At 42.2% G+C, this 18,908-nt stretch carries 16 protein-coding genes; 15 read left to right on the forward strand and 1 reads right to left on the reverse strand.

What is annotated here, in order from left to right:
• The first annotated feature begins 17 nt into the window (after positions 1-17).
• From ilvC to yihA, 11 genes are all read left to right on the forward strand, one after another.
• The gene (ilvC, locus tag BO219_RS01460) at positions 18-1,043 is read left to right on the forward strand and encodes a ketol-acid reductoisomerase (protein ID WP_077427955.1); all 1,026 of its coding nucleotides are present in this window, start codon (positions 18-20) and stop codon (positions 1,041-1,043) included.
• Positions 1,030-2,574 (forward strand): 2-isopropylmalate synthase, encoded by a 1,545-nt coding sequence (locus BO219_RS01465; RefSeq protein WP_077427957.1) that lies wholly within the window; start codon positions 1,030-1,032, stop codon positions 2,572-2,574. Before ilvC ends, BO219_RS01465 begins: the two co-directional genes overlap by 14 nt.
• Before the next feature lie 17 nt (positions 2,575-2,591).
• The gene (leuB, locus tag BO219_RS01470) at positions 2,592-3,701 is read left to right on the forward strand and encodes a 3-isopropylmalate dehydrogenase (RefSeq protein WP_006320361.1); all 1,110 of its coding nucleotides are present in this window, start codon (positions 2,592-2,594) and stop codon (positions 3,699-3,701) included.
• Positions 3,702-3,712: 11 nt separating this feature from the next.
• Positions 3,713-5,128: a 3-isopropylmalate dehydratase large subunit gene (leuC, locus tag BO219_RS01475; protein ID WP_077427959.1), complete on the forward strand. Its 1,416-nt coding sequence runs from the start codon at positions 3,713-3,715 to the stop codon at positions 5,126-5,128.
• A gap of 11 nt (positions 5,129-5,139) precedes the next feature.
• On the forward strand, positions 5,140-5,724 hold the full coding sequence (leuD, locus tag BO219_RS01480; protein WP_006320363.1) for a 3-isopropylmalate dehydratase small subunit: 585 nt from the start codon (positions 5,140-5,142) through the stop codon (positions 5,722-5,724).
• An 83-nt stretch (positions 5,725-5,807) separates the two neighbouring features.
• Positions 5,808-6,728: a DUF3196 family protein gene (locus tag BO219_RS01485; protein ID WP_077427961.1), complete on the forward strand. Its 921-nt coding sequence runs from the start codon at positions 5,808-5,810 to the stop codon at positions 6,726-6,728.
• A gap of 107 nt (positions 6,729-6,835) precedes the next feature.
• A complete protein-coding gene (gene tig / locus BO219_RS01490; RefSeq protein ID WP_077427962.1) occupies positions 6,836-8,122 on the forward strand; it encodes a trigger factor in 1,287 nt (428 codons plus the stop codon).
• A gap of 193 nt (positions 8,123-8,315) precedes the next feature.
• Positions 8,316-9,578: an ATP-dependent protease ATP-binding subunit ClpX gene (clpX, locus tag BO219_RS01495; RefSeq protein ID WP_077427964.1), complete on the forward strand. Its 1,263-nt coding sequence runs from the start codon at positions 8,316-8,318 to the stop codon at positions 9,576-9,578.
• Positions 9,579-9,685: 107 nt separating this feature from the next.
• Positions 9,686-11,344, forward strand: coding sequence for an ATP-dependent protease LonB (gene lonB / locus BO219_RS01500; protein WP_077427966.1), 1,659 nt, complete (start codon positions 9,686-9,688; stop codon positions 11,342-11,344).
• A gap of 113 nt (positions 11,345-11,457) precedes the next feature.
• Positions 11,458-13,782, forward strand: coding sequence for an endopeptidase La (gene lon / locus BO219_RS01505; protein ID WP_077427968.1), 2,325 nt, complete (start codon positions 11,458-11,460; stop codon positions 13,780-13,782).
• The gene (gene yihA, locus BO219_RS01510; protein WP_012574290.1) at positions 13,779-14,360 is read left to right on the forward strand and encodes a ribosome biogenesis GTP-binding protein YihA/YsxC; all 582 of its coding nucleotides are present in this window, start codon (positions 13,779-13,781) and stop codon (positions 14,358-14,360) included. The genes lon and yihA overlap by 4 nt, the downstream gene beginning before the upstream one ends.
• A 35-nt stretch (positions 14,361-14,395) precedes the next feature.
• On the opposite strand, the gene BO219_RS01515 is transcribed toward yihA, so the two are convergent.
• Complete coding sequence (locus BO219_RS01515) at positions 14,396-14,869, reverse strand: LiaI-LiaF-like domain-containing protein (protein WP_216366143.1); 474 nt, start codon at positions 14,867-14,869, stop codon at positions 14,396-14,398.
• A gap of 177 nt (positions 14,870-15,046) precedes the next feature.
• Here BO219_RS01515 and hemA point away from each other — a divergent pair, with 177 nt between their 5' ends.
• From hemA to BO219_RS01535, 4 genes are read left to right on the forward strand one after another with little or no spacing between them, the layout of a single operon-like run.
• Positions 15,047-16,381: a glutamyl-tRNA reductase gene (gene hemA / locus BO219_RS01520; RefSeq protein ID WP_077427972.1), complete on the forward strand. Its 1,335-nt coding sequence runs from the start codon at positions 15,047-15,049 to the stop codon at positions 16,379-16,381.
• Positions 16,382-16,393: 12 nt separating this feature from the next.
• Positions 16,394-17,209: a cytochrome C assembly family protein gene (locus tag BO219_RS01525; RefSeq protein ID WP_077427974.1), complete on the forward strand. Its 816-nt coding sequence runs from the start codon at positions 16,394-16,396 to the stop codon at positions 17,207-17,209.
• 21 nt (positions 17,210-17,230) lie between these two features.
• Positions 17,231-18,157, forward strand: coding sequence for a hydroxymethylbilane synthase (gene hemC, locus BO219_RS01530; RefSeq protein WP_077427976.1), 927 nt, complete (start codon positions 17,231-17,233; stop codon positions 18,155-18,157).
• Positions 18,158-18,907, forward strand: coding sequence for a uroporphyrinogen-III synthase (locus BO219_RS01535; protein WP_077427978.1), 750 nt, complete (start codon positions 18,158-18,160; stop codon positions 18,905-18,907). It begins immediately after the preceding gene.
• Position 18,908 lies beyond the last annotated feature (1 nt).

An 18,908-nucleotide genomic window follows, 5' to 3' on the forward strand; every position in this document is an offset into this window, starting at 1 on the left:
AAGGAGAGGATTTTATTATGGTAAAAGTATATTACAATGGCGATGCAAACGAAGCTTACATTCAAGGGAAAAAAGTAGCAATTATCGGATACGGTTCTCAAGGCCATGCGCATGCACAAAACTTACGTGATAGCGGTGTTGAGGTGATTATCGGGCTGCGAAAAGGGAAGTCTTGGGAAAAAGCAGAGCAAGATGGCTTTGTCGTCTTGCCTGTCAGTGAAGCGACAAAACAAGCTGACGTTGTGATGATTTTACTTCCAGATGAACATCAACCGAAGGTATATAAAGAAGAAATTGCACCAAACTTACAGTCAGGCAATGCGCTCGTGTTTGCGCACGGATTTAATATTCACTTCAATCAAATCGTTCCGCCAAGCGACGTTGACGTCTTTTTAGTTGCACCAAAGGGTCCTGGGCATTTAGTGCGTCGCACATATACAGAAGGGGCTGGCGTGCCGGCATTAATTGCCATTTATCAAGATGTGACTGGTGAAGCAAAAGAAACAGCACTTGCGTATGCGAAAGCGATCGGTTCCGCTCGGGCAGGTGTGATTGAAACAACGTTTAAAGAAGAAACAGAAACGGATTTATTTGGTGAACAAGCGGTTCTTTGCGGTGGATTAACAGCCCTTGTCAAAGCAGGATTTGAAACGCTTGTTGAAGCAGGATATCAACCAGAAATTGCATATTTTGAATGTTTACACGAGCTAAAGTTGATCGTTGATTTAATGTATGAAGGTGGTTTGGCAGGCATGCGTTATTCAATCTCTGATACAGCACAATGGGGCGACTTTGTGACAGGGCCACGCATCATTAACGATGCAGTAAAAGCGGAAATGAAAAAAGTGCTTGAAGATATTCAAACGGGTAAGTTTGCGAAAGGGTGGATTTTAGAAAACGAAGCGAATCGTCCAGAGTTTAACGCGATCAACCGTCGGGAAAACGAACATTTAATTGAAGTTGTTGGTCGCGAATTACGAAAAATGATGCCGTTTGTCAACGCTAAACAGAAAGATGTGGTGACGGTCGGTGCGAAAAATTAACATTTTTGATACGACGTTGCGTGATGGTGAGCAGTCGGCTGGCGTCAATTTAAACTTGCATGAAAAGCTAGAAATTGCTCGGCAGCTAGAGCGCCTCGGTGTTGATATCATCGAGGCGGGATTTCCTGCCGCATCAAAAGGTGATTTTCAAGCTGTTCAAGCGATCGCACAAACGGTTCGTAACTGTTCAGTCACAGGTCTTTCACGCTCGGTTCAATCCGATATTGATGCGGCATGGGAAGCGTTAAAGGACGGAGCAGAGCCACGTTTACACGTATTTATTGCAACGTCACCTATTCATATGCAATATAAATTGCGAATGACACCTGAACAAGTCGTTGAAACAGCTGTCGAATCTGTTCGTTATGCGAAAAAATATTTTCCAATTGTACAATGGTCAGCAGAAGATGCATGTCGAAGCGATCTTCCGTTTCTAGCGACGATTGTTGAGAAAGTCATTGAAGCTGGGGCAAACGTCATTAACATCCCAGATACAGTCGGTTATATTACTCCAAAACAATATGGTGACATATTCTCTTTTTTAAAGAAAAATGTTCGGAATATTGAAAAAATTAGTTTATCTGCCCATTGCCATGATGATCTAGGTATGGCGGTCGCAAACTCGCTTGCGGCCATTGAAGCAGGAGCGACACAAATTGAAGGAACAATTAACGGCATTGGGGAACGAGCAGGCAATGCGGCCATTGAAGAGGTGGCGGTCGCGCTTTATATACGAAAAGATTACTATCAAGCAGAGACGCGCTTGAACTTGCAAGAAATTAAACGCACGAGCAGTTTAGTCAGCAAGTTAACAGGAATGATTGTTCCGCCAAATAAGGCGATCGTCGGAAAAAACGCTTTTGCTCATGAATCGGGCATTCATCAAGATGGTGTGTTAAAGGAGAAAACAACGTACGAAATTATTTCTCCACAGCTCGTTGGGGTGCAATCAAACTCAATGGTACTCGGAAAACATTCCGGACGCCATGCGTTTCGTACGCGCATTCAAGAACTTGGTTATTCGTTGACAGAAGAAGAAGTGAACCGTTTATTCGCTCGCTTTAAAGATTTAGCAGATAAAAAGAAAGACATTACCGATGATGATTTAATTGCACTCATTTTAGATGAAAAGCTAGACATGTATAAAAACTTTTATCAATTATGTTCGATTCAAGTGCAATACGGAACAAATCAAATCCCAACGGCAGTTGTTGTGTTGAAAGATGGAGAAGGAAACGACATCCAAGAAGCAGCGACAGGGGCTGGTAGCGTTGAAGCGCTGTATAACGCTTTAGAAAAAGCGTTGCAAATACCGGTGACGTTGCTCGATTATCGCATTGAATCGGTTGGGAGTGGACGTGATGCGTTAGCGCAAGTATATGTGAAAGTATCGCTCGATAGGAAAGAAGCGAGCGGTCGGGGAACGGCACAAGATGTGCTAGAAGCATCAGCAAAAGCATATATTCATGCGGTTAATCGCATGTTTGTTATTGAAAAGATGAAAGAAGAACAAGCGCTTGCCGCGCAATAACAAAGGGGGATATTTTTATGTATCGTATCGCTGTGTTACCAGGGGATGGCATTGGAAAAGAAGTGACAAGAGGAGCGGTAAAAGTATTGCAAGCAATTAGTGATCGTTTCGGTCATACGTTTCAGTTCTCATACGGTTTGATTGGTGGAGAAGCGATTGACCGTGAAGGAACGCCGCTTCCAGAACAAACGCTTCACATGTGCAAACAAAGCGATGCGGTATTGCTCGGTGCGGTCGGAGGACCGAAATGGGACAAAAATCCGCCGCACGTTCGTCCTGAAAAAGGATTATTGCAAATTCGGAAAGAAATGAATTTGTTTGCTAATGTTCGTCCTGTTACGTTTTATGAAAGTTTAGCAGCGTCTTCACCGCTTAAACCGCATGTCATTGAAGGAGCAGATTTTGTGATCGTACGTGAGTTAACCGGAGGCTTATATTTCGGGAAACCGAGTGAACGCCGCGTTGAAAAAGGCGAAGAAGCGGTTGTTGACACGTTGTTTTATAAACGCGCAGAAATCGAGCGGATTATTACGTTTGCTTTTACGCTTGCGCAAAAACGAAAGAAAAAAGTAACATCGGTGGATAAAGCGAACGTGTTAGAATCAAGCCGCATGTGGCGAGAAGTAGCCGAGCAAGTGGCTAAACGTTTTCCAGACGTTCAACTTGAACATATGCTCGTCGATAATGCTGCGATGCAGCTCGTCCGCTCGCCAAAACAGTTTGATGTCATCGTAACTGAAAATATGTTCGGTGATATTTTAAGCGATGAAGCATCGATGTTAACTGGTTCACTTGGCATGCTTCCATCGGCTAGCTTATCCGTTGACGGCCCAGCGTTGTATGAGCCGATTCACGGTTCGGCTCCAGATATTGCAGGAAAAAACAAAGCGAATCCACTTGCAACGATTTTGTCAGCAGCGATGATGCTTCGTCTATCATTCGGTCTGACAGAAGAGGCGGATGTCATCGAACGAGCGGTGAAACAAGTGTTAAATGCTGGGTATCGTACAGCAGACATCGCTCAACATGGAGATTTTGTATTATCAACGACAGAAATGGTCGAAAAAGTAAAAGATGCCATTTTAGATGATGTAGCTATTGAACGAATTATGCAAGTGTATGTGTAGGAGGGGTTGAATTGGCGCCAAAGACGATTATTGAAAAAATTTGGGATGAACACGTCGTTTATCGTGAAGATGGGAAACCCGATTTATTATATATTGATTTACATCTCGTTCATGAAGTGACATCGCCGCAAGCGTTTGAAGGATTGCGACAAAAAGGAAGAAAAGTGCGTCGCCCAGATTTAACATTTGCGACGATGGATCATAACGTTCCAACGATTAATCGGTCCGTTGTTGAAGATGAAGTGGCGAAAAATCAAATGACAGCATTGGAGCGGAACTGTCGTGAGTTCGGCGTTCCGCTTGCCGATTTAAACAGTCCAGAACAAGGGATTGTTCATGTCATCGGTCCAGAACTCGGGTTGACACAGCCTGGGAAAACCATTGTGTGTGGAGATAGCCATACGTCTACACATGGCGCTTTTGGGGCATTAGCGTTCGGGATCGGAACGAGCGAAGTCGAACACGTATTAGCGACGCAAACGTTATGGCAACATCGTCCAAAGACGATGCAAGTGAACGTTACGGGATCGTTAGCACCAGGTGTATCAGCAAAAGACGTCGTTTTAGCGATCATTGGCAAGTTTGGAGTTGATTTTGGCACAGGCTACGTGCTTGAGTTTACAGGCGATGTTATTCGTCGGATGTCGATGGAAGAGCGGATGACAATTTGCAATATGTCGATTGAAGCAGGGGCACGAGCTGGGTTAATTGCCCCAGATGATGTGACGTTTGCATATTTAAGAGAGAGAAAATATGCACCGAAAGGAGAAGCGTTTGAGCAGGCAGTTGAAAAGTGGAAGCAGTTATGCACAGATGAAGGAGCGGTATATGATCGTGTCGTTCATATTGATGGAAGTGAAATTGCTCCAACAGTGACATGGGGCACAACGCCAGCAATGAGCTCTCCGATCGATGGAACTGTTCCAGATCCGAACGAATTTGCGACAGAAACAGAGAGAAAAGCTGTACAGTTAGCGTTGCAATATATGGGATTAAAGCCAGGAACGAAAATGACGGATATTGCGGTGCAACATGTGTTTATCGGATCATGCACAAACTCGCGCATAAGCGATTTACGGGAAGCAGCGCAAATTGTAAAAGGAAAAAAAGTCGCACCGGGCGTCAGAGCGCTCGTCGTTCCGGGCTCACAACAAGTAAAAAAGCAGGCAGAAGAAGAAGGAATTGCTCAAACGTTTATTGACGCAGGCTTTGAATGGCGCGATTCCGGCTGTAGCATGTGTCTTGGAATGAATCCAGATACTGTTCCAGCAGGGGAACATTGCGCCTCAACGTCAAACCGCAATTTCGAAGGGAGACAAGGAAAAGGGGCGCGCACGCATCTCGTGAGTCCAGCAATGGCAGCCGCGGCTGCGATTTACGGGCATTTTGTCGATGTGCGTACATTGTATAAAGAAGTGGTAAGATAGGAGGGAAAAAGTTGGAACCATTCGTCGTTCATAAAGGAAAAGTGGCTGGCTTAGATCGAGCAAATATAGATACGGATCAAATTATTCCGAAACAATTTTTAAAACGAATTGAACGCACCGGATTTGGTCAATTTCTTTTTTACGATTGGCGTTATTTGTCGGACGGAACACCAAACCCACATTTTGAGTTAAACCGTCCTGAAAACGAAGGCGCGACCATTTTAGTCGCAAATGAAAATTTCGGATGTGGTTCATCGCGCGAACACGCTCCTTGGGCGCTTGCGGATTACGGATTTCGTGCCATTATTGCTCCTTCATTTGCTGATATTTTTTACAACAACTGTTTGAAAAATAGTTTACTTCCTATTAAACTTCCAAAAGAAGACGTCGCTTATTTGTTAAAACAAGCGGAACGGGCAGATTACGAACTAACGATTTCGCTTGAACAACAAGTCGTTTTTGACGATGAAGGGTTTACAAGCTCGTTCGACATCGATCCGTATCGAAAACAGCTCCTTTTAAAAGGTTGGGACGAAATTGATTTAACGTTCGTGTATGAACCATATATTATCGCCTACGAAAAAGCACGCTCTTGACATTTTGTCGAGGGCGTTTTTCGTTGAATTTATTCGCAAACATTGCTAAACTGAAAGGCAAATGTGAACGAAGGTGAGTATATGTGAAAAATCGAAAAATCGTTCCACATCCTTATTTAAAAGAGCGATTGTTGGCAGAAGGGATGGAAGCGTTAAAAGGAAAGCGATATAAAGAAGCGTATACGTATTTCGTGCAGTTAGAACAACTTCAATGGCATGATGATGATGTACAAATGGCGCTTGTTGTTTGTTTATTTGAAATGGGACAGATCGAAGAAGCGAAAGAAAGATGTGAACAACTGTTAGAGCGCGGCAGCGGGGATTGGGCCGTATACATCTCGATGCTCGTCCATTTACAACAATACGACGAGGTGGTTGCAGTTATTCACAAAATTCAACGAAAAGGAATCGATTGCACTTCATTTTTACCGCTTTTACAGTTTAGTGAAAAAATGATTCGTTCACAGTACGAACAACAAGCAAAACAATATGAAGCCATTTTTGAAAGCGAACAATGGTCAAAACAATTGTGCATTCTTCACCAATTAGATTCGCCCATCGTTTTGCGCATTGTTCCGATATTTGCTCGCTATTTGTGTGATGAAACAAAACACCCGATTGTAAAGACGACCATGTTGCACATATTAAAGAAAGAACAAGTGACAGAGCTGATAACCGTAAAAAAATTTGGTCAAACGATGACCGTTGTTCCAGCCGAGCTTGATGAGCAAAAACAAAACGATTGGATTGAACAAGTGCTTGATATTGTCGAGCAAACGTGGGCGAAACAAAATCCGACAATGTATGAATGGGGCAAACAAATATGGCTTCGTTACATGTTTGTGATGTATCCATTTCTCCCAACAGAATCGGTACAACAATGGGCGAATGCGCTATACACATATATCGAGCAATGTGAAACGGGACAGACGATATCGACAAGTCCGCTCGTTTCCAAACTTTATGAAGTAGAAAAATTATGGCTCTCTGTTGAAAGTATATGATTGTATGGTATAATATAGTGGTTGTATTACACATAAAACCGTGTATGCCTACATATATGTAGTTCATTTACATGAATTTTTATTTTTGAAGTTGGAGGGAAAGAAGCATGTCGGCGAAATGGGAAAAACTCGAAGGCAACCAAGGCGTTCTTACAGTAGAAGTAGACGCTGAAAAAGTGAATGAAGGATTAGATGAAGCGTTTAAAAAAGTAGTGAAAAAAGTACAAATTCCAGGATTTCGTAAAGGGAAAATTCCTCGCTCTCTATTTGAAAAACGTTTCGGCGTTGAGTCATTATACGCAGATGCGTTAGATATTTTATTGCCAGAGGCATACGCAAAAGCTGTCGAAGAAACAGGTATTGAGCCAGTTGATCGTCCAGAAATCGACGTCGAGCAAATGGAAAAAGGAAAAAGCTTAATTTTCACTGCAAAAGTAACTGTGAAGCCAGAGGTTACACTTGGCCAATATAAAGGTCTTGAAGTTGAAAAATTGGACGATACTGTAACAGATGAAGATGTGGAGCAAGAATTAAAACGCCTGCAAGAACGTCATGCTGAGCTTGTTGTGAAAGAAGAAGGAACGGTAGAAAACGGTGATACAGTCGTCATCGATTTTGAAGGATTTGTTGATGGTGAAGCGTTTGAAGGCGGTAAAGCGGAAAACTATTCACTTGTCATCGGTTCAGGCACATTTATCCCAGGATTTGAAGAACAATTAATTGGCATGGCTGCTGGAGAAGAAAAAGATATTGAAGTAACATTCCCAGAAGAATATCATGCAGAGCAATTAGCTGGTAAACCAGCGGTGTTCAAAATTAAATTGCATGAAATTAAAACAAAACAACTTCCAGCACTTGACGACGAATTTGCCAAAGACGTAGATGAAGAAGTCGAAACATTAGATGCATTGAAAGAAAAAATTAAAGAGCGCTTAACAAACGAGAAAAAAGAAGAAGCAGAAGCAGCACTTCGCGATGCGGTTGTTCAAAAGGCGACAGAAAATGCACAAATGGACATTCCAGAAGTGATGGTGAAAAATGAAACAGATCGCATGATTCGCGAGTTTGAACAACGTTTACAAATGCAAGGATTAAACCTTGACTTATACTATCAATTCTCTGGACAAGATGAAGCAGCACTTCGCGAACAAATGAAAGAAGAAGCAGAAAAACGCGTTCGTGTAACGTTGACGCTTGAAGCGATTGTGAAAGCAGAAAACATCGATGTTACAGAAGAAGAAGTAGAAAAAGAATTGCAAGAAATGGCAAGTCTTTACAACTTATCTGTTGATAAGTTAAAAGAGCTTCTAGGCACATTAGATGGCTTAAAAGAAGACTTAAAAATGCGCAAAGCAATCGATTTCCTTGTTGAAAACAGCAAAGTTGTTGCATAATGAAAAGAGAAAGAACAAGGTGCCTCACGTGCCTTGTTCTTTCCACATATAGTAACATACAAAAGTTTTCTAACTTTTCACACACATTTGTATTTTTGTTGGCATACTTTCAAAGATTTATGATAAAATGACGAATACATAACGTTTTTCATTTTTATGTACATATGATCGTAGAGGAATAAGGGGTGAAAACATGTTTAAATTTAATGATGAAAAAGGGCAGTTGAAATGTTCGTTTTGCGGTAAAACGCAAGAGCAAGTGCGCAAGCTTGTTGCTGGCCCAGGTGTATACATATGCGATGAATGTATTGAGTTGTGTACAGAAATTGTGCAAGAGGAGCTTGGATCGGAAGAAGAAGTAGAATTTAAAGATGTACCGAAACCAAAGGAAATTCGCGACATTTTAGATGAATACGTCATCGGACAAGACGAGGCGAAAAAAGCGCTTTCTGTGGCAGTATACAATCACTACAAGCGCATTAATTCAAACAGTAAAATTGACGATGTCGAATTAGCGAAAAGTAATATTTTAATGATCGGGCCGACAGGAAGCGGAAAAACGTTGCTCGCTCAAACGCTTGCGCGCATTTTAAACGTACCGTTTGCGATTGCGGACGCAACATCGTTGACCGAAGCAGGGTATGTCGGTGAAGACGTAGAAAATATTTTATTAAAGCTCATTCAAGCGGCCGATTACGATATTGAACGGGCAGAAAAAGGAATTATTTATATCGATGAAATCGATAAAATTGCACGTAAATCAGAAAACCCTTCCATTACGCGTGACGTATCGGGTGAAGGTGTGCAACAAGCGTTATTAAAAATTTTAGAAGGTACGATTGCGAGTGTACCACCGCAAGGCGGACGGAAGCATCCGCACCAAGAATTCATTCAAATTGACACGACAAACATTTTATTCATTTGTGGTGGGGCGTTTGACGGTTTAGAACCAATTATTAAACGCCGTCTCGGTAAAAAAGTGATCGGATTTAGTTCGGATGCACAAGCGGAAGTTGAAGAAAAGGACTTGTTGTCGAAAGTGTTGCCAGAAGACTTATTAAAATTCGGATTAATTCCAGAATTTGTTGGACGTCTTCCGGTCATTACGAGCTTGCAACCGCTCGATGAAGATGCGCTTGTTGATATTTTAGTCAAGCCGAAAAATGCCCTTGTGAAGCAATATGAAAAAATGCTTGAGCTTGACGATGTTGAGCTTGAATTTGAAGAAGGGGCACTTCGTGAGATTGCTAAACGTGCGATTGAACGAAAAACAGGAGCGCGCGGTTTACGCTCGATTATTGAAGGCATTATGCTTGATGTTATGTTTGAATTGCCATCACGTGAAGATGTGCAAAAGTGTATCATCACAGCAGAGACCGTACGTGGGGAAAAAGCACCACTCCTCATTTTACACGATGGAACGATTATCGAATACGAAAGAAAAACATCAGCGTAGATGGAAAAAGATCGATTTTCCGAATCGGAAAGTCGATCTTTTTTTTGTTTATTTCTTTCTTCGCTCGGAGATACTATGCATACAGTACATATGCAGGAGGAACGGCCATGAATTGGACAAATATTGCGCTGCTTATTCAGTTGTTTTTCGGGATCATTATCGGTCTATATTTTTTAAACTTATTAAAAAGTCAACGGACGCAAAAAATTTCGATTGACAAAGAAGCACGAAAAGAGATGGAACAACTTCGGAAAATGCGTTCGATTTCGCTCACGGAGCCGCTTGCTGAAAAAGTGCGTCCAAAGACGTTTGATGATATAGTTGGTCAAGAAGATGGCATAAAAGCATTAAAAGCTGCATTATGTGGACCGAATCCGCAACACGTCATCATTTACGGGCCACCAGGTGTTGGAAAAACAGCGGCCGCTCGTCTCGTATTAGAAGAAGCGAAAAAAAATCCTCTGTCCCCCTTTCGAAAAGATGCGGTATTCGTTGAGTTAGATGCGACGACTGCCCGCTTTGATGAACGCGGCATTGCGGATCCGCTCATCGGTTCTGTACATGATCCAATTTATCAAGGAGCGGGGGCGATGGGACAAGCAGGGATCCCGCAGCCGAAACAAGGGGCAGTAACGAATGCCCACGGTGGCGTATTGTTTATTGATGAAATTGGTGAATTACATCCGATTCAAATGAACAAGTTGTTGAAAGTGTTAGAAGACCGAAAAGTGTTTTTTGAGAGCGCATATTATAGCGAAGAAAACCCAAATATTCCAAACCATATTCATGACATTTTCCAAAATGGGTTGCCAGCTGATTTCCGACTTGTTGGTGCCACGACGCGAACACCGAACGAAATCCCGCCAGCTATTCGCTCACGCTGTATGGAAGTGTTTTTTAGGGAGTTAGAACAAGAAGAAATTGCTCAAATTGTGAAAAAAGCAGCGGAAAAAGTAAACCTCCCGATTGAAGAACAGGCGGTTCATGAGCTTGCGATGTATGCTCGCAACGGACGCGAAGCGGTCAATACGTTACAAATCGCGGCGGGAATCGTCATTTCTGAGAAACGTTCTAAAATTTTACGCCAAGATATTGAATGGGTTATTCAATCAAGTCAATTATCGCCACGCTATGAGAAAAAAGTGGGACAAGAAGCGAAAGTTGGATTAGTGAATGGATTAGCAGTTTATGGCCCAAATAGCGGAGCGTTGCTAGAGATCGAAGTAGCGGTGTTGCCGACAAAAGAAAAAGGGACGATCAATATGACGGGCATTGTCGAAGAAGAACAAATTGGTGGCCAGGGCAAGTCGATTCGTCGCAAAAGTATGGCGCGCGGCTCAATTGAAAATGTCATTACTGTTTTACGTTCACTTGGTGTTCCGGCAGATCAATATGATATTCATGTAAACTTTCCAGGTGGTGTCCCGATAGACGGCCCTTCTGCTGGTGTGGCAATGGCGGTTGGGATTTACTCTGCGATTTATCATTTACCAATTGATCCAACAATGGCGATGACAGGGGAAATTGGGGTGCATGGGAATGTGAAACCGGTCGGCGGTATTTTCCCGAAAGTAAAAGCAGCAAAACAAGCTGGTGCCAAAACGGTTATCATTCCACGTGAGAATATGCAGTCAATTTTAAGGCAAGTAACAGGCATTGAAATTGTTCCAGTTGACCATATTGGCGATGTTCTTTCTTTCTTATTTCACGAACATGTTCGTTCTGTTCCGATGCGTCATCATTTACCAAAAACAGAGCGGATGTGAAAGCGATCGGCTTCAACGGAGCGTTGAAGTCGATTTTTTACGATGAAAGATTTTACAAACGCTATAATGTACTATACAATAGGGCAATAGAAGTATGATGGAGGTGCGGGGTTGTGGCGAGAAAGAAAAATAAAGTCATTCCACTCTTGCCGTTAAGAGGGCTACTTGTGTTTCCGACGACCGTATTGCATTTAGACGTTGGACGGGAAAAATCGGTACAAGCGTTAGAAAAAGCGATGGTTGAAGAAAATCTCGTGTTATTAACGTCGCAAAAAGACGTACAAATTGATGATCCGGAGCTTGAGGATTTATATGAAATGGGCACGATCGCACGTGTGAAGCAATTGTTAAAGTTACCGAACGGAACGTTTCGCGTGCTCGTTGAAGGGATTTCGCGCGGAAAAGTAGTGAAGTGGGTAAGTGAAGAGCCGTGCTACGTCGTTCAAGTAGAACCGTTCGCTGATCAAGAAAACGAAGACATTGAATTTGAGGCGTTACGTCGCACGATGCTTGAATATTTTGAGCAATACATAAAACTATCGAAAAAATTGTCTGCAGATATTTATACATCTGTGATGGACATTCAGCAAGCGGGACGAATGGCAGATATTATCGCTTCCCATTTGCCGTTAAAGCTTGAAGAAAAACAACGATTGCTTGAAGCGGTCGATGTGAAAGAGCGTGTGCATCAAATCATTCAAATTCTTCATAATGAAAAAGAAATTTTACATTTAGAGAAACGAATTAGCCAGCGCGTGAAACAGTCGATGGAGCGAACACAAAAAGAATATTATTTACGTGAACAAATGAAGGCCATTCAAAAAGAGCTCGGCGAAAAAGAAGGAAAAACTGGCGAGATTGAGTTGTTGCGTGAAAAAATTGAACAAGCAGGAATGCCCGAGCATGTTAAAGCTACGGCGTTAAAAGAATTAGATCGCTATGAAAAAGTACCTGCTGCTTCAGCAGAAAGCGGGGTCATTCGCAACTATTTGGATTGGTTGCTTGCCTTGCCATGGACGAAACAAACAGAAGATATTCACGATATTCATCGGGCAGAAAAAATTTTAAACGAAGAACATTACGGTCTCGAAACAGTGAAAGAGCGCGTTCTTGAATATTTAGCTGTGCAACAACTGACGAACTCGTTGCGAGGTCCAATTCTTTGTTTAGTTGGTCCGCCGGGAGTTGGAAAAACATCGCTCGCTCGTTCGATTGCAAAAACGTTAAATCGACATTTCGTTCGTATTTCGCTCGGTGGGGTGCGAGATGAATCGGAAATTCGTGGACATCGCCGCACGTACGTCGGGGCTTTACCGGGACGCATTATTCAAGGAATGAAAAAAGCCGGAACGATTAACCCTGTATTTTTGCTCGATGAAATTGATAAAATGTCAAGCGATTTTCGCGGTGATCCGTCTGCTGCACTATTGGAAGTGTTAGATCCAGAACAAAACCATTCCTTTAGCGATCATTATATTGAGGAGCCATATGACTTATCTAAAGTGATGTTTATTGCGACAGCGAATACGCTCGCGACAATTCCGCGTCCGCTGCTCGATCGAATGGAAGTTATCACGATTCCGAGTTATACAGAAATTGAAAAATTGCACATTGCAAAAGAACATTTATTACCGAAACAAATGGAAGCACACGGTTTGCAAAAGCGCATGCTTCATATGCGCGATGATGCGATCATGCAAGTGATTCGCTATTATACACGCGAAGCAGGTGTGCGCAACTTAGAGCGCCAACTTGCATCGATTTGTCGCAAAGCCGCAAAAACGATCGTGTCAGAAGGACGAAAGCGCATCGTAGTCACAGAAAAAAATGTAAGTGAATTTTTAGGAAAACCGAAATATCATTACGGGCAGGCAGAGAATGAAGATCAAGTCGGCGTAGCAACAGGTCTTGCATATACGACAGCTGGTGGAGATACGCTAGCGATTGAAGTGTCCATTGCTCCTGGAAAAGGAAAACTGACGTTGACGGGTCAATTAGGCGATGTGATGAAAGAATCTGCTCAGGCAGCATTTACATACATTCGCTCGAAAGCAAAAGAACTTGGCATTGATCCGGAGTTTCATGAAAAACTGGATATTCATATTCATGTGCCAGAAGGAGCGGTACCAAAAGACGGTCCATCAGCAGGGATTACGATGGCGACAGCACTTATTTCTGCATTGACGGGAAAACCAGTCAGTCGCTTTGTCGGCATGACAGGGGAAATTACGTTGCGCGGTCGTGTGCTTGCGATTGGTGGTGTGAAAGAAAAAGTGTTAAGCGCCCATCGCGCCGGATTAAAGAAAGTCATTTTACCGAAAGAAAACGAAAAAGATTTAGAAGATATTCCAGAGGTCGTCAAAAAACAATTGCAGTTTGTTCTCGTTTCACATATTGATGATGTACTTGAACATGCTTTGGTAGGTGGAGAAAAATGAAAATTACAAACGTAGAAATGGTCATTAGCGCTGTGAAGCAAGAACAATATCCAGCAGGCCAGCTCCCAGAGTTTGCGCTTGCTGGGCGCTCAAACGTCGGAAAATCGTCGTTTATTAATAAAATGATTAACCGAAAAAATTTTGCGCGCACTTCGTCAAAACCTGGAAAGACACAAACATTGAACTTTTATCGCATTAACGATGCGTTTTATTTTGTTGACGTGCCGGGATATGGATTTGCGAAAGTATCAAAAACAGAACGCGAAGCATGGGGGAAAATGATTGAAACGTATTTTACGACACGTGAACAGCTGAAGGCAGCGTTGTTGATCGTTGATTTGCGTCATCCTCCAACGAAAGATGATGTGATGATGTATGAGTTTTTAAAACATTACAACATTCCGACGCTCGTCATTGCAACGAAAGCGGATAAAATTCCACGCGGGAAATGGCAACAACATGCGAAAGTCGCCAAAGAAACATTGCGTCTTATTTCAGATGACGAACTTATTATTTTTTCGGCTGAAACAGGACAAGGGAAAGATGAAGCGTGGGGAGCATTGCAAAAATGGATGTAAAAAATGTGGGTGATTGACCCACATTTTTTGTATAGTTATCCTTTTTTTATAAATAATAAGTACAATCCGATCAAAATGAACGACAATGGCCAGATGTGAATGAGTGAATCAAACGTTACGGATGTAAACACTTGTTGAAGCCGATGTGAAAATAAAAAGATGATCGACAAAACAAAAAGTAAAACGGTAGGAAGCAATGCTTGTTTCGTTTTTATGTACTGTAGCAACAATCCGAGCGCGATAATAAAGGTGACCATGCTTATATGATTCGGCCATGATGAAAGGCGAGAAGCGAGATGAAAATGAACGCCAATTCCTGTGAACACAACACCGGATAAAATAGCGGAGTAGTCTTTTCCGATATACGCTTGACCTAAAAAAGCGATCCCAGTAATGAACAACAACGTTGGCCACGTATGGAAAGATGGAAAAAGTGAAAATCGCTCAAGTAAAAAATACATCCCAAAACCGATTAAAATGATGCCAGAAAAAATACCACGTTTTTTCATTGAAAATCCCCCAATTCCATGCGACACTTAAAACAGCATCTGTTCACTAGTTTACTAAATGTGCGCCATTTAAGAAAGATCGAAAGTTGTCAAATTGTATTCACAGTTTATAAGGAAAAAACAATGTAGACGTGCTATAATGAAATGAGATGACTTTAAACTTCGGGGTGATGAGAAATGTATGTCGTCGTTGTCAGCGTGAACTATCGTACAGCCCCTGTCGAAATTCGTGAGAAATTGACGTTTAATCAAACGGAACTTGCTGAAGCGATGAAAGCGCTACAAAAGCAAAAAAGTATGTTAGAAAACGTCATCGTATCGACGTGTAATCGTACGGAAATTTATGCGGTCGTCGATCAATTAAACACAGGGCGTTATTATATAAAAACATTTTTAGCGGATTGGTTTGGCCTTGATAAAGAACAAATCGCTCCGTATTTACGCATTTATGAAGAACGTGAGGCGATTGAACATTTGTTCCGCGTTGCTTGCGGTCTTGATTCGATGATTTTAGGTGAAACGCAAATTCTTGGGCAAGTGCGCACAAGTTTTCTTTTAGCGCAACAAGAAAACACAATAGGCACGGTGTTTAAACAACTATTTAAACAAGCGATTACGCTTGCTAAACGCGCCCATGCCGAAACAGAAATCGGCGCCAATGCCGTATCTGTCAGCTATGCAGCGGTGGAATTGGCGAAAAAAATTTTTGGCGATCTAAAAAATAAACATGTGCTTATATTAGGTGCTGGAAAAATGGGAGAATTGGCCCTGCAAAACTTGTACGGAAGCGGCGTCAAACGCGTGACGGTCGTGAATCGTACGTTTGAAAAGGCGCAGCAACTTGCCGAACGATTCCAAGGGGACGCCAAGCCGTTATCACAATTGCAATGTGCGTTGTTGGAAGCAGACATTTTAATTAGTTCGACAGGCGCAAAGCAATACGTCATCACAAAAGAAACGATGGCTGTCATTGAAAAAATGCGCAAAGGTCGTCCGTTTTTTATGATTGATATTGCCGTGCCACGCGATTTAGATCCTGCGCTTGCTGAGTTAGATAGCATCTTTTTATATGATATTGATGACTTGCAAGATATTGTTGAAGCGAATTTAGCCGAACGGAAAAAAGCGGCCGAGCAAATTGAACGTATGATTGCTGAGGAAATGGACGAGTTTCAACAATGGTTGCATATGCTTGGAGTTGTGCCGATTATTGCAGCTTTGCGTGAAAAAGCGATGCTTATTCAAGAAGAAACGATGAAAAGTTTAGAGCGAAAATTACCGCATTTATCAGAACGCGATAAAAAAGTGTTAAACAAACATACAAAAAGTATCGTCAATCAATTGTTGCGCGATCCGATTTTGCGCGCAAAAGAATTGGCTGCAGAGGACAATGCAGAAGAAGCGCTTCGGTTGTTTATGAAAATTTTCAATATTGAACAACAAGTGAAGCAGCAACAAAAAGAGATAAGCTGTGTTCACGAGCGAGCGACAGAACCATCTTTTCAATCGTAAGGAAGATCACATATGTTTGATATGACGAGATGGTATGAACTCTCGCTTCTTTTACATGCATCGTCCGTTTTATTTTATTTTATCGATTTTCTTCATCACAACCGGAAGGCAAACCGCATTGCTTTCGGGTTGCTTTCTATTGTTTGGGGGATGCAAACATTTTTCTTTTTTGCGAGAATGGTCGGGACGGGGAAATTCCCTGTTTTAACGCTTGCGGAGGGGCTGTCGTTTTACGCGTGGTTACTTATTACGTTATCGCTTGCGATTAACAGATGGCTGCGCGTTGATTTTCTCGTTTTTTTCACAAATGTATTAGCGTTTTTTATTCTTTCATTGCATACGTTCGCACCGACGCCCTACACTGTTGGCATCGCAGAGCAACTAATGTCTGAACTGTTGTTTATTCATATTACGATGGCTATTTTATCGTACGGGGCATTTTCGATTTCGTTTATGTTTTCGCTTTTATATTTGCTCCAATACGAGTTATTGAAGAAGAAGAAATGGGGAAAGCGGTTATGGCGGCTTGGTGATTTAGCCAAGTTTGATGATCTTGCGTACGTGCTTAATGGTGTCGGTGTTCCGGTTTTGTTATTGAGTTTAATTTTAGGTGTTGTTTGGGCATATATGAAAGTAGATCATTTTGTTTTATACGATGCAAAAGTGCTCGGCTCGTTTACTGTATTGGCAACATACAGTTTTTATTTATATAAGCGAACTGTCAAAGGGATACAAGGGAAAGAAATGGCAGTTTGGAATGTCGGCTCGTTTCTTATTTTGCTTATTAATTTCTTTTTATTTGGTACGTTATCGCAATTTCATTTTTAGCGATTGTTGGAGGAAAGAAAAATGAGAAAAATTATTGTTGGTTCGCGCCGTAGCAAGTTAGCGCTAACTCAAACAAATTGGGTCATTGAACAACTGAAACAACTCGGGGCCCCGTTTGAATTTGAAGTAAAAGAAATCGTCACAAAAGGCGATCAAATTTTACATGTGACGTTATCGAAAGTCGGAGGCAAAGGGTTGTTTGTAAAAGAAATTGAACAAGCGATGCTAGATCGTGAAATTGATTTTGCCGTTCATAGTATGAAAGATATGCCTGCTGTTTTGCCAGACGGATTAATGATCGGATGCGTACCGAAGCGTGAAGACCATCGCGATGTGCTTATTTCCAAAGGGCATATTCCGTTTGAACAACTACCAAGCGGAGCGATTGTCGGAACGAGCAGCTTACGACGCTCCGCGCAACTGTTAGCCGTTCGTCCAGATTTACAAATTCAATGGATTCGCGGTAACATTGACACTCGTTTGGCGAAATTACAAACAGATGCGTACGATGCCATTATACTGGCAGCTGCTGGATTGCATCGCATGGGATGGGCAAAAGAAGTGATTACACAATATTTGCCGACTGACGTATGCGTTCCAGCGGTTGGACAAGGGGCGTTGGCTATTGAATGTCGGGAAGATGATGAAGAGCTATTGTATTGGTTAAACCAACTGACTGATAAACAAACGGAACGTGCGGTTCGGGCAGAGCGAGCCTTTTTACAGCGCATTGAGGGTGGATGCCAAGTGCCTGTTGCCGGTTATGCGTACGTTGATGAAGATGCGATTGTGCTTACAGCACTTGTTGCAACACCGGATGGAACAGAAGTATTGAAAGAAGTTATGAAAGGGACAGAGCCCGAAAAAGTGGGTACGGAAGCGGCAAAACGGCTAATTGAACGAGGAGCGAAACAACTCATTGAACGAGTATTAAAGGAGCTGGAGTAAATGCTTCGGGGGAAACGGGTGCTTGTGACGCGCGAAAAATCGCAAGCAAAAGCGTTATCGCAAGCGTTAGAACAACACGGTGCGATTCCGATTGAGTTACCATTGATTCGCATTGAACGGGCAAAACAAGTAGGTCAAGACTTATTACACAAATGGCATACGTTTGATTGGATTGTATTTACGAGCCAAAACGGAGTTAAATATTTTTTCGAGCTGATTAGCGAAATGAAACCACCAACGTGGCCGAAAGTGGCTGCAGTAGGGGAAAAAACAGCGAAAGCATTGCAAAAACGAAACGTTGTTGTCGACCTCATTCCAAATGAATTTGTCGCTGAAAGTTTAGTCGAAGCGTTAAAACCGTTACTTTCTACGCATGCGCGCGTGTTGCTTGTGAAAGGAAACTTAGCGCGCGATACGTTGCGAGAGCAATTAAGCAGCATCGCAGACGTCACAGATTGGATCGTATACGAAACGACATACAATGAAGATGCAAAACCAAAAATAATCGAACTTCTTCAACAACGGATGATCGATGCGATTACGTTTACAAGTTCATCGACAGTACATAGCTTTGTTGAAGCGATCGCAGGGGAAAACGTTGATTTATCTTTTGTCACCATCGCATGTATCGGTCCGATTACGAAACAGACAGCTCTTCATTTAGGCATTCCTGTTCACGTTTGCCCACATACATATACGATCGATGCAATGATCGAAGAGCTGAATCAATATTTTACAAGGAGTGAATAAT

Source organism: Anoxybacillus kestanbolensis (assembly GCF_001996285.1).
Taxonomy (GTDB): Bacteria; Bacillota; Bacilli; order Bacillales; family Anoxybacillaceae; genus Anoxybacillus; species Anoxybacillus kestanbolensis_A.

What these genes read in the sequence shown, in the direction of transcription:
- tig (WP_077427962.1), top strand. Translation starts at nt 6,836, where the DNA reads ATGTCGGCGAAATGGGAAAAACTCGAAGGCAACCAAGGCGTTCTTACA.
- lonB (WP_077427966.1), top strand. Translation starts at nt 9,686, where the DNA reads ATGAATTGGACAAATATTGCGCTGCTTATTCAGTTGTTTTTCGGGATC.
- BO219_RS01515 (WP_216366143.1), bottom strand. Translation starts at nt 14,869, where the DNA reads ATGAAAAAACGTGGTATTTTTTCTGGCATCATTTTAATCGGTTTTGGG.
- clpX (WP_077427964.1), top strand. Translation starts at nt 8,316, where the DNA reads ATGTTTAAATTTAATGATGAAAAAGGGCAGTTGAAATGTTCGTTTTGC.
- BO219_RS01535 (WP_077427978.1), top strand. Translation starts at nt 18,158, where the DNA reads ATGCTTCGGGGGAAACGGGTGCTTGTGACGCGCGAAAAATCGCAAGCA.
- yihA (WP_012574290.1), top strand. Translation starts at nt 13,779, where the DNA reads ATGAAAATTACAAACGTAGAAATGGTCATTAGCGCTGTGAAGCAAGAA.
- hemC (WP_077427976.1), top strand. Translation starts at nt 17,231, where the DNA reads ATGAGAAAAATTATTGTTGGTTCGCGCCGTAGCAAGTTAGCGCTAACT.
- ilvC (WP_077427955.1), top strand. Translation starts at nt 18, where the DNA reads ATGGTAAAAGTATATTACAATGGCGATGCAAACGAAGCTTACATTCAA.
- hemA (WP_077427972.1), top strand. Translation starts at nt 15,047, where the DNA reads ATGTATGTCGTCGTTGTCAGCGTGAACTATCGTACAGCCCCTGTCGAA.
- BO219_RS01525 (WP_077427974.1), top strand. Translation starts at nt 16,394, where the DNA reads ATGTTTGATATGACGAGATGGTATGAACTCTCGCTTCTTTTACATGCA.
- leuB (WP_006320361.1), top strand. Translation starts at nt 2,592, where the DNA reads ATGTATCGTATCGCTGTGTTACCAGGGGATGGCATTGGAAAAGAAGTG.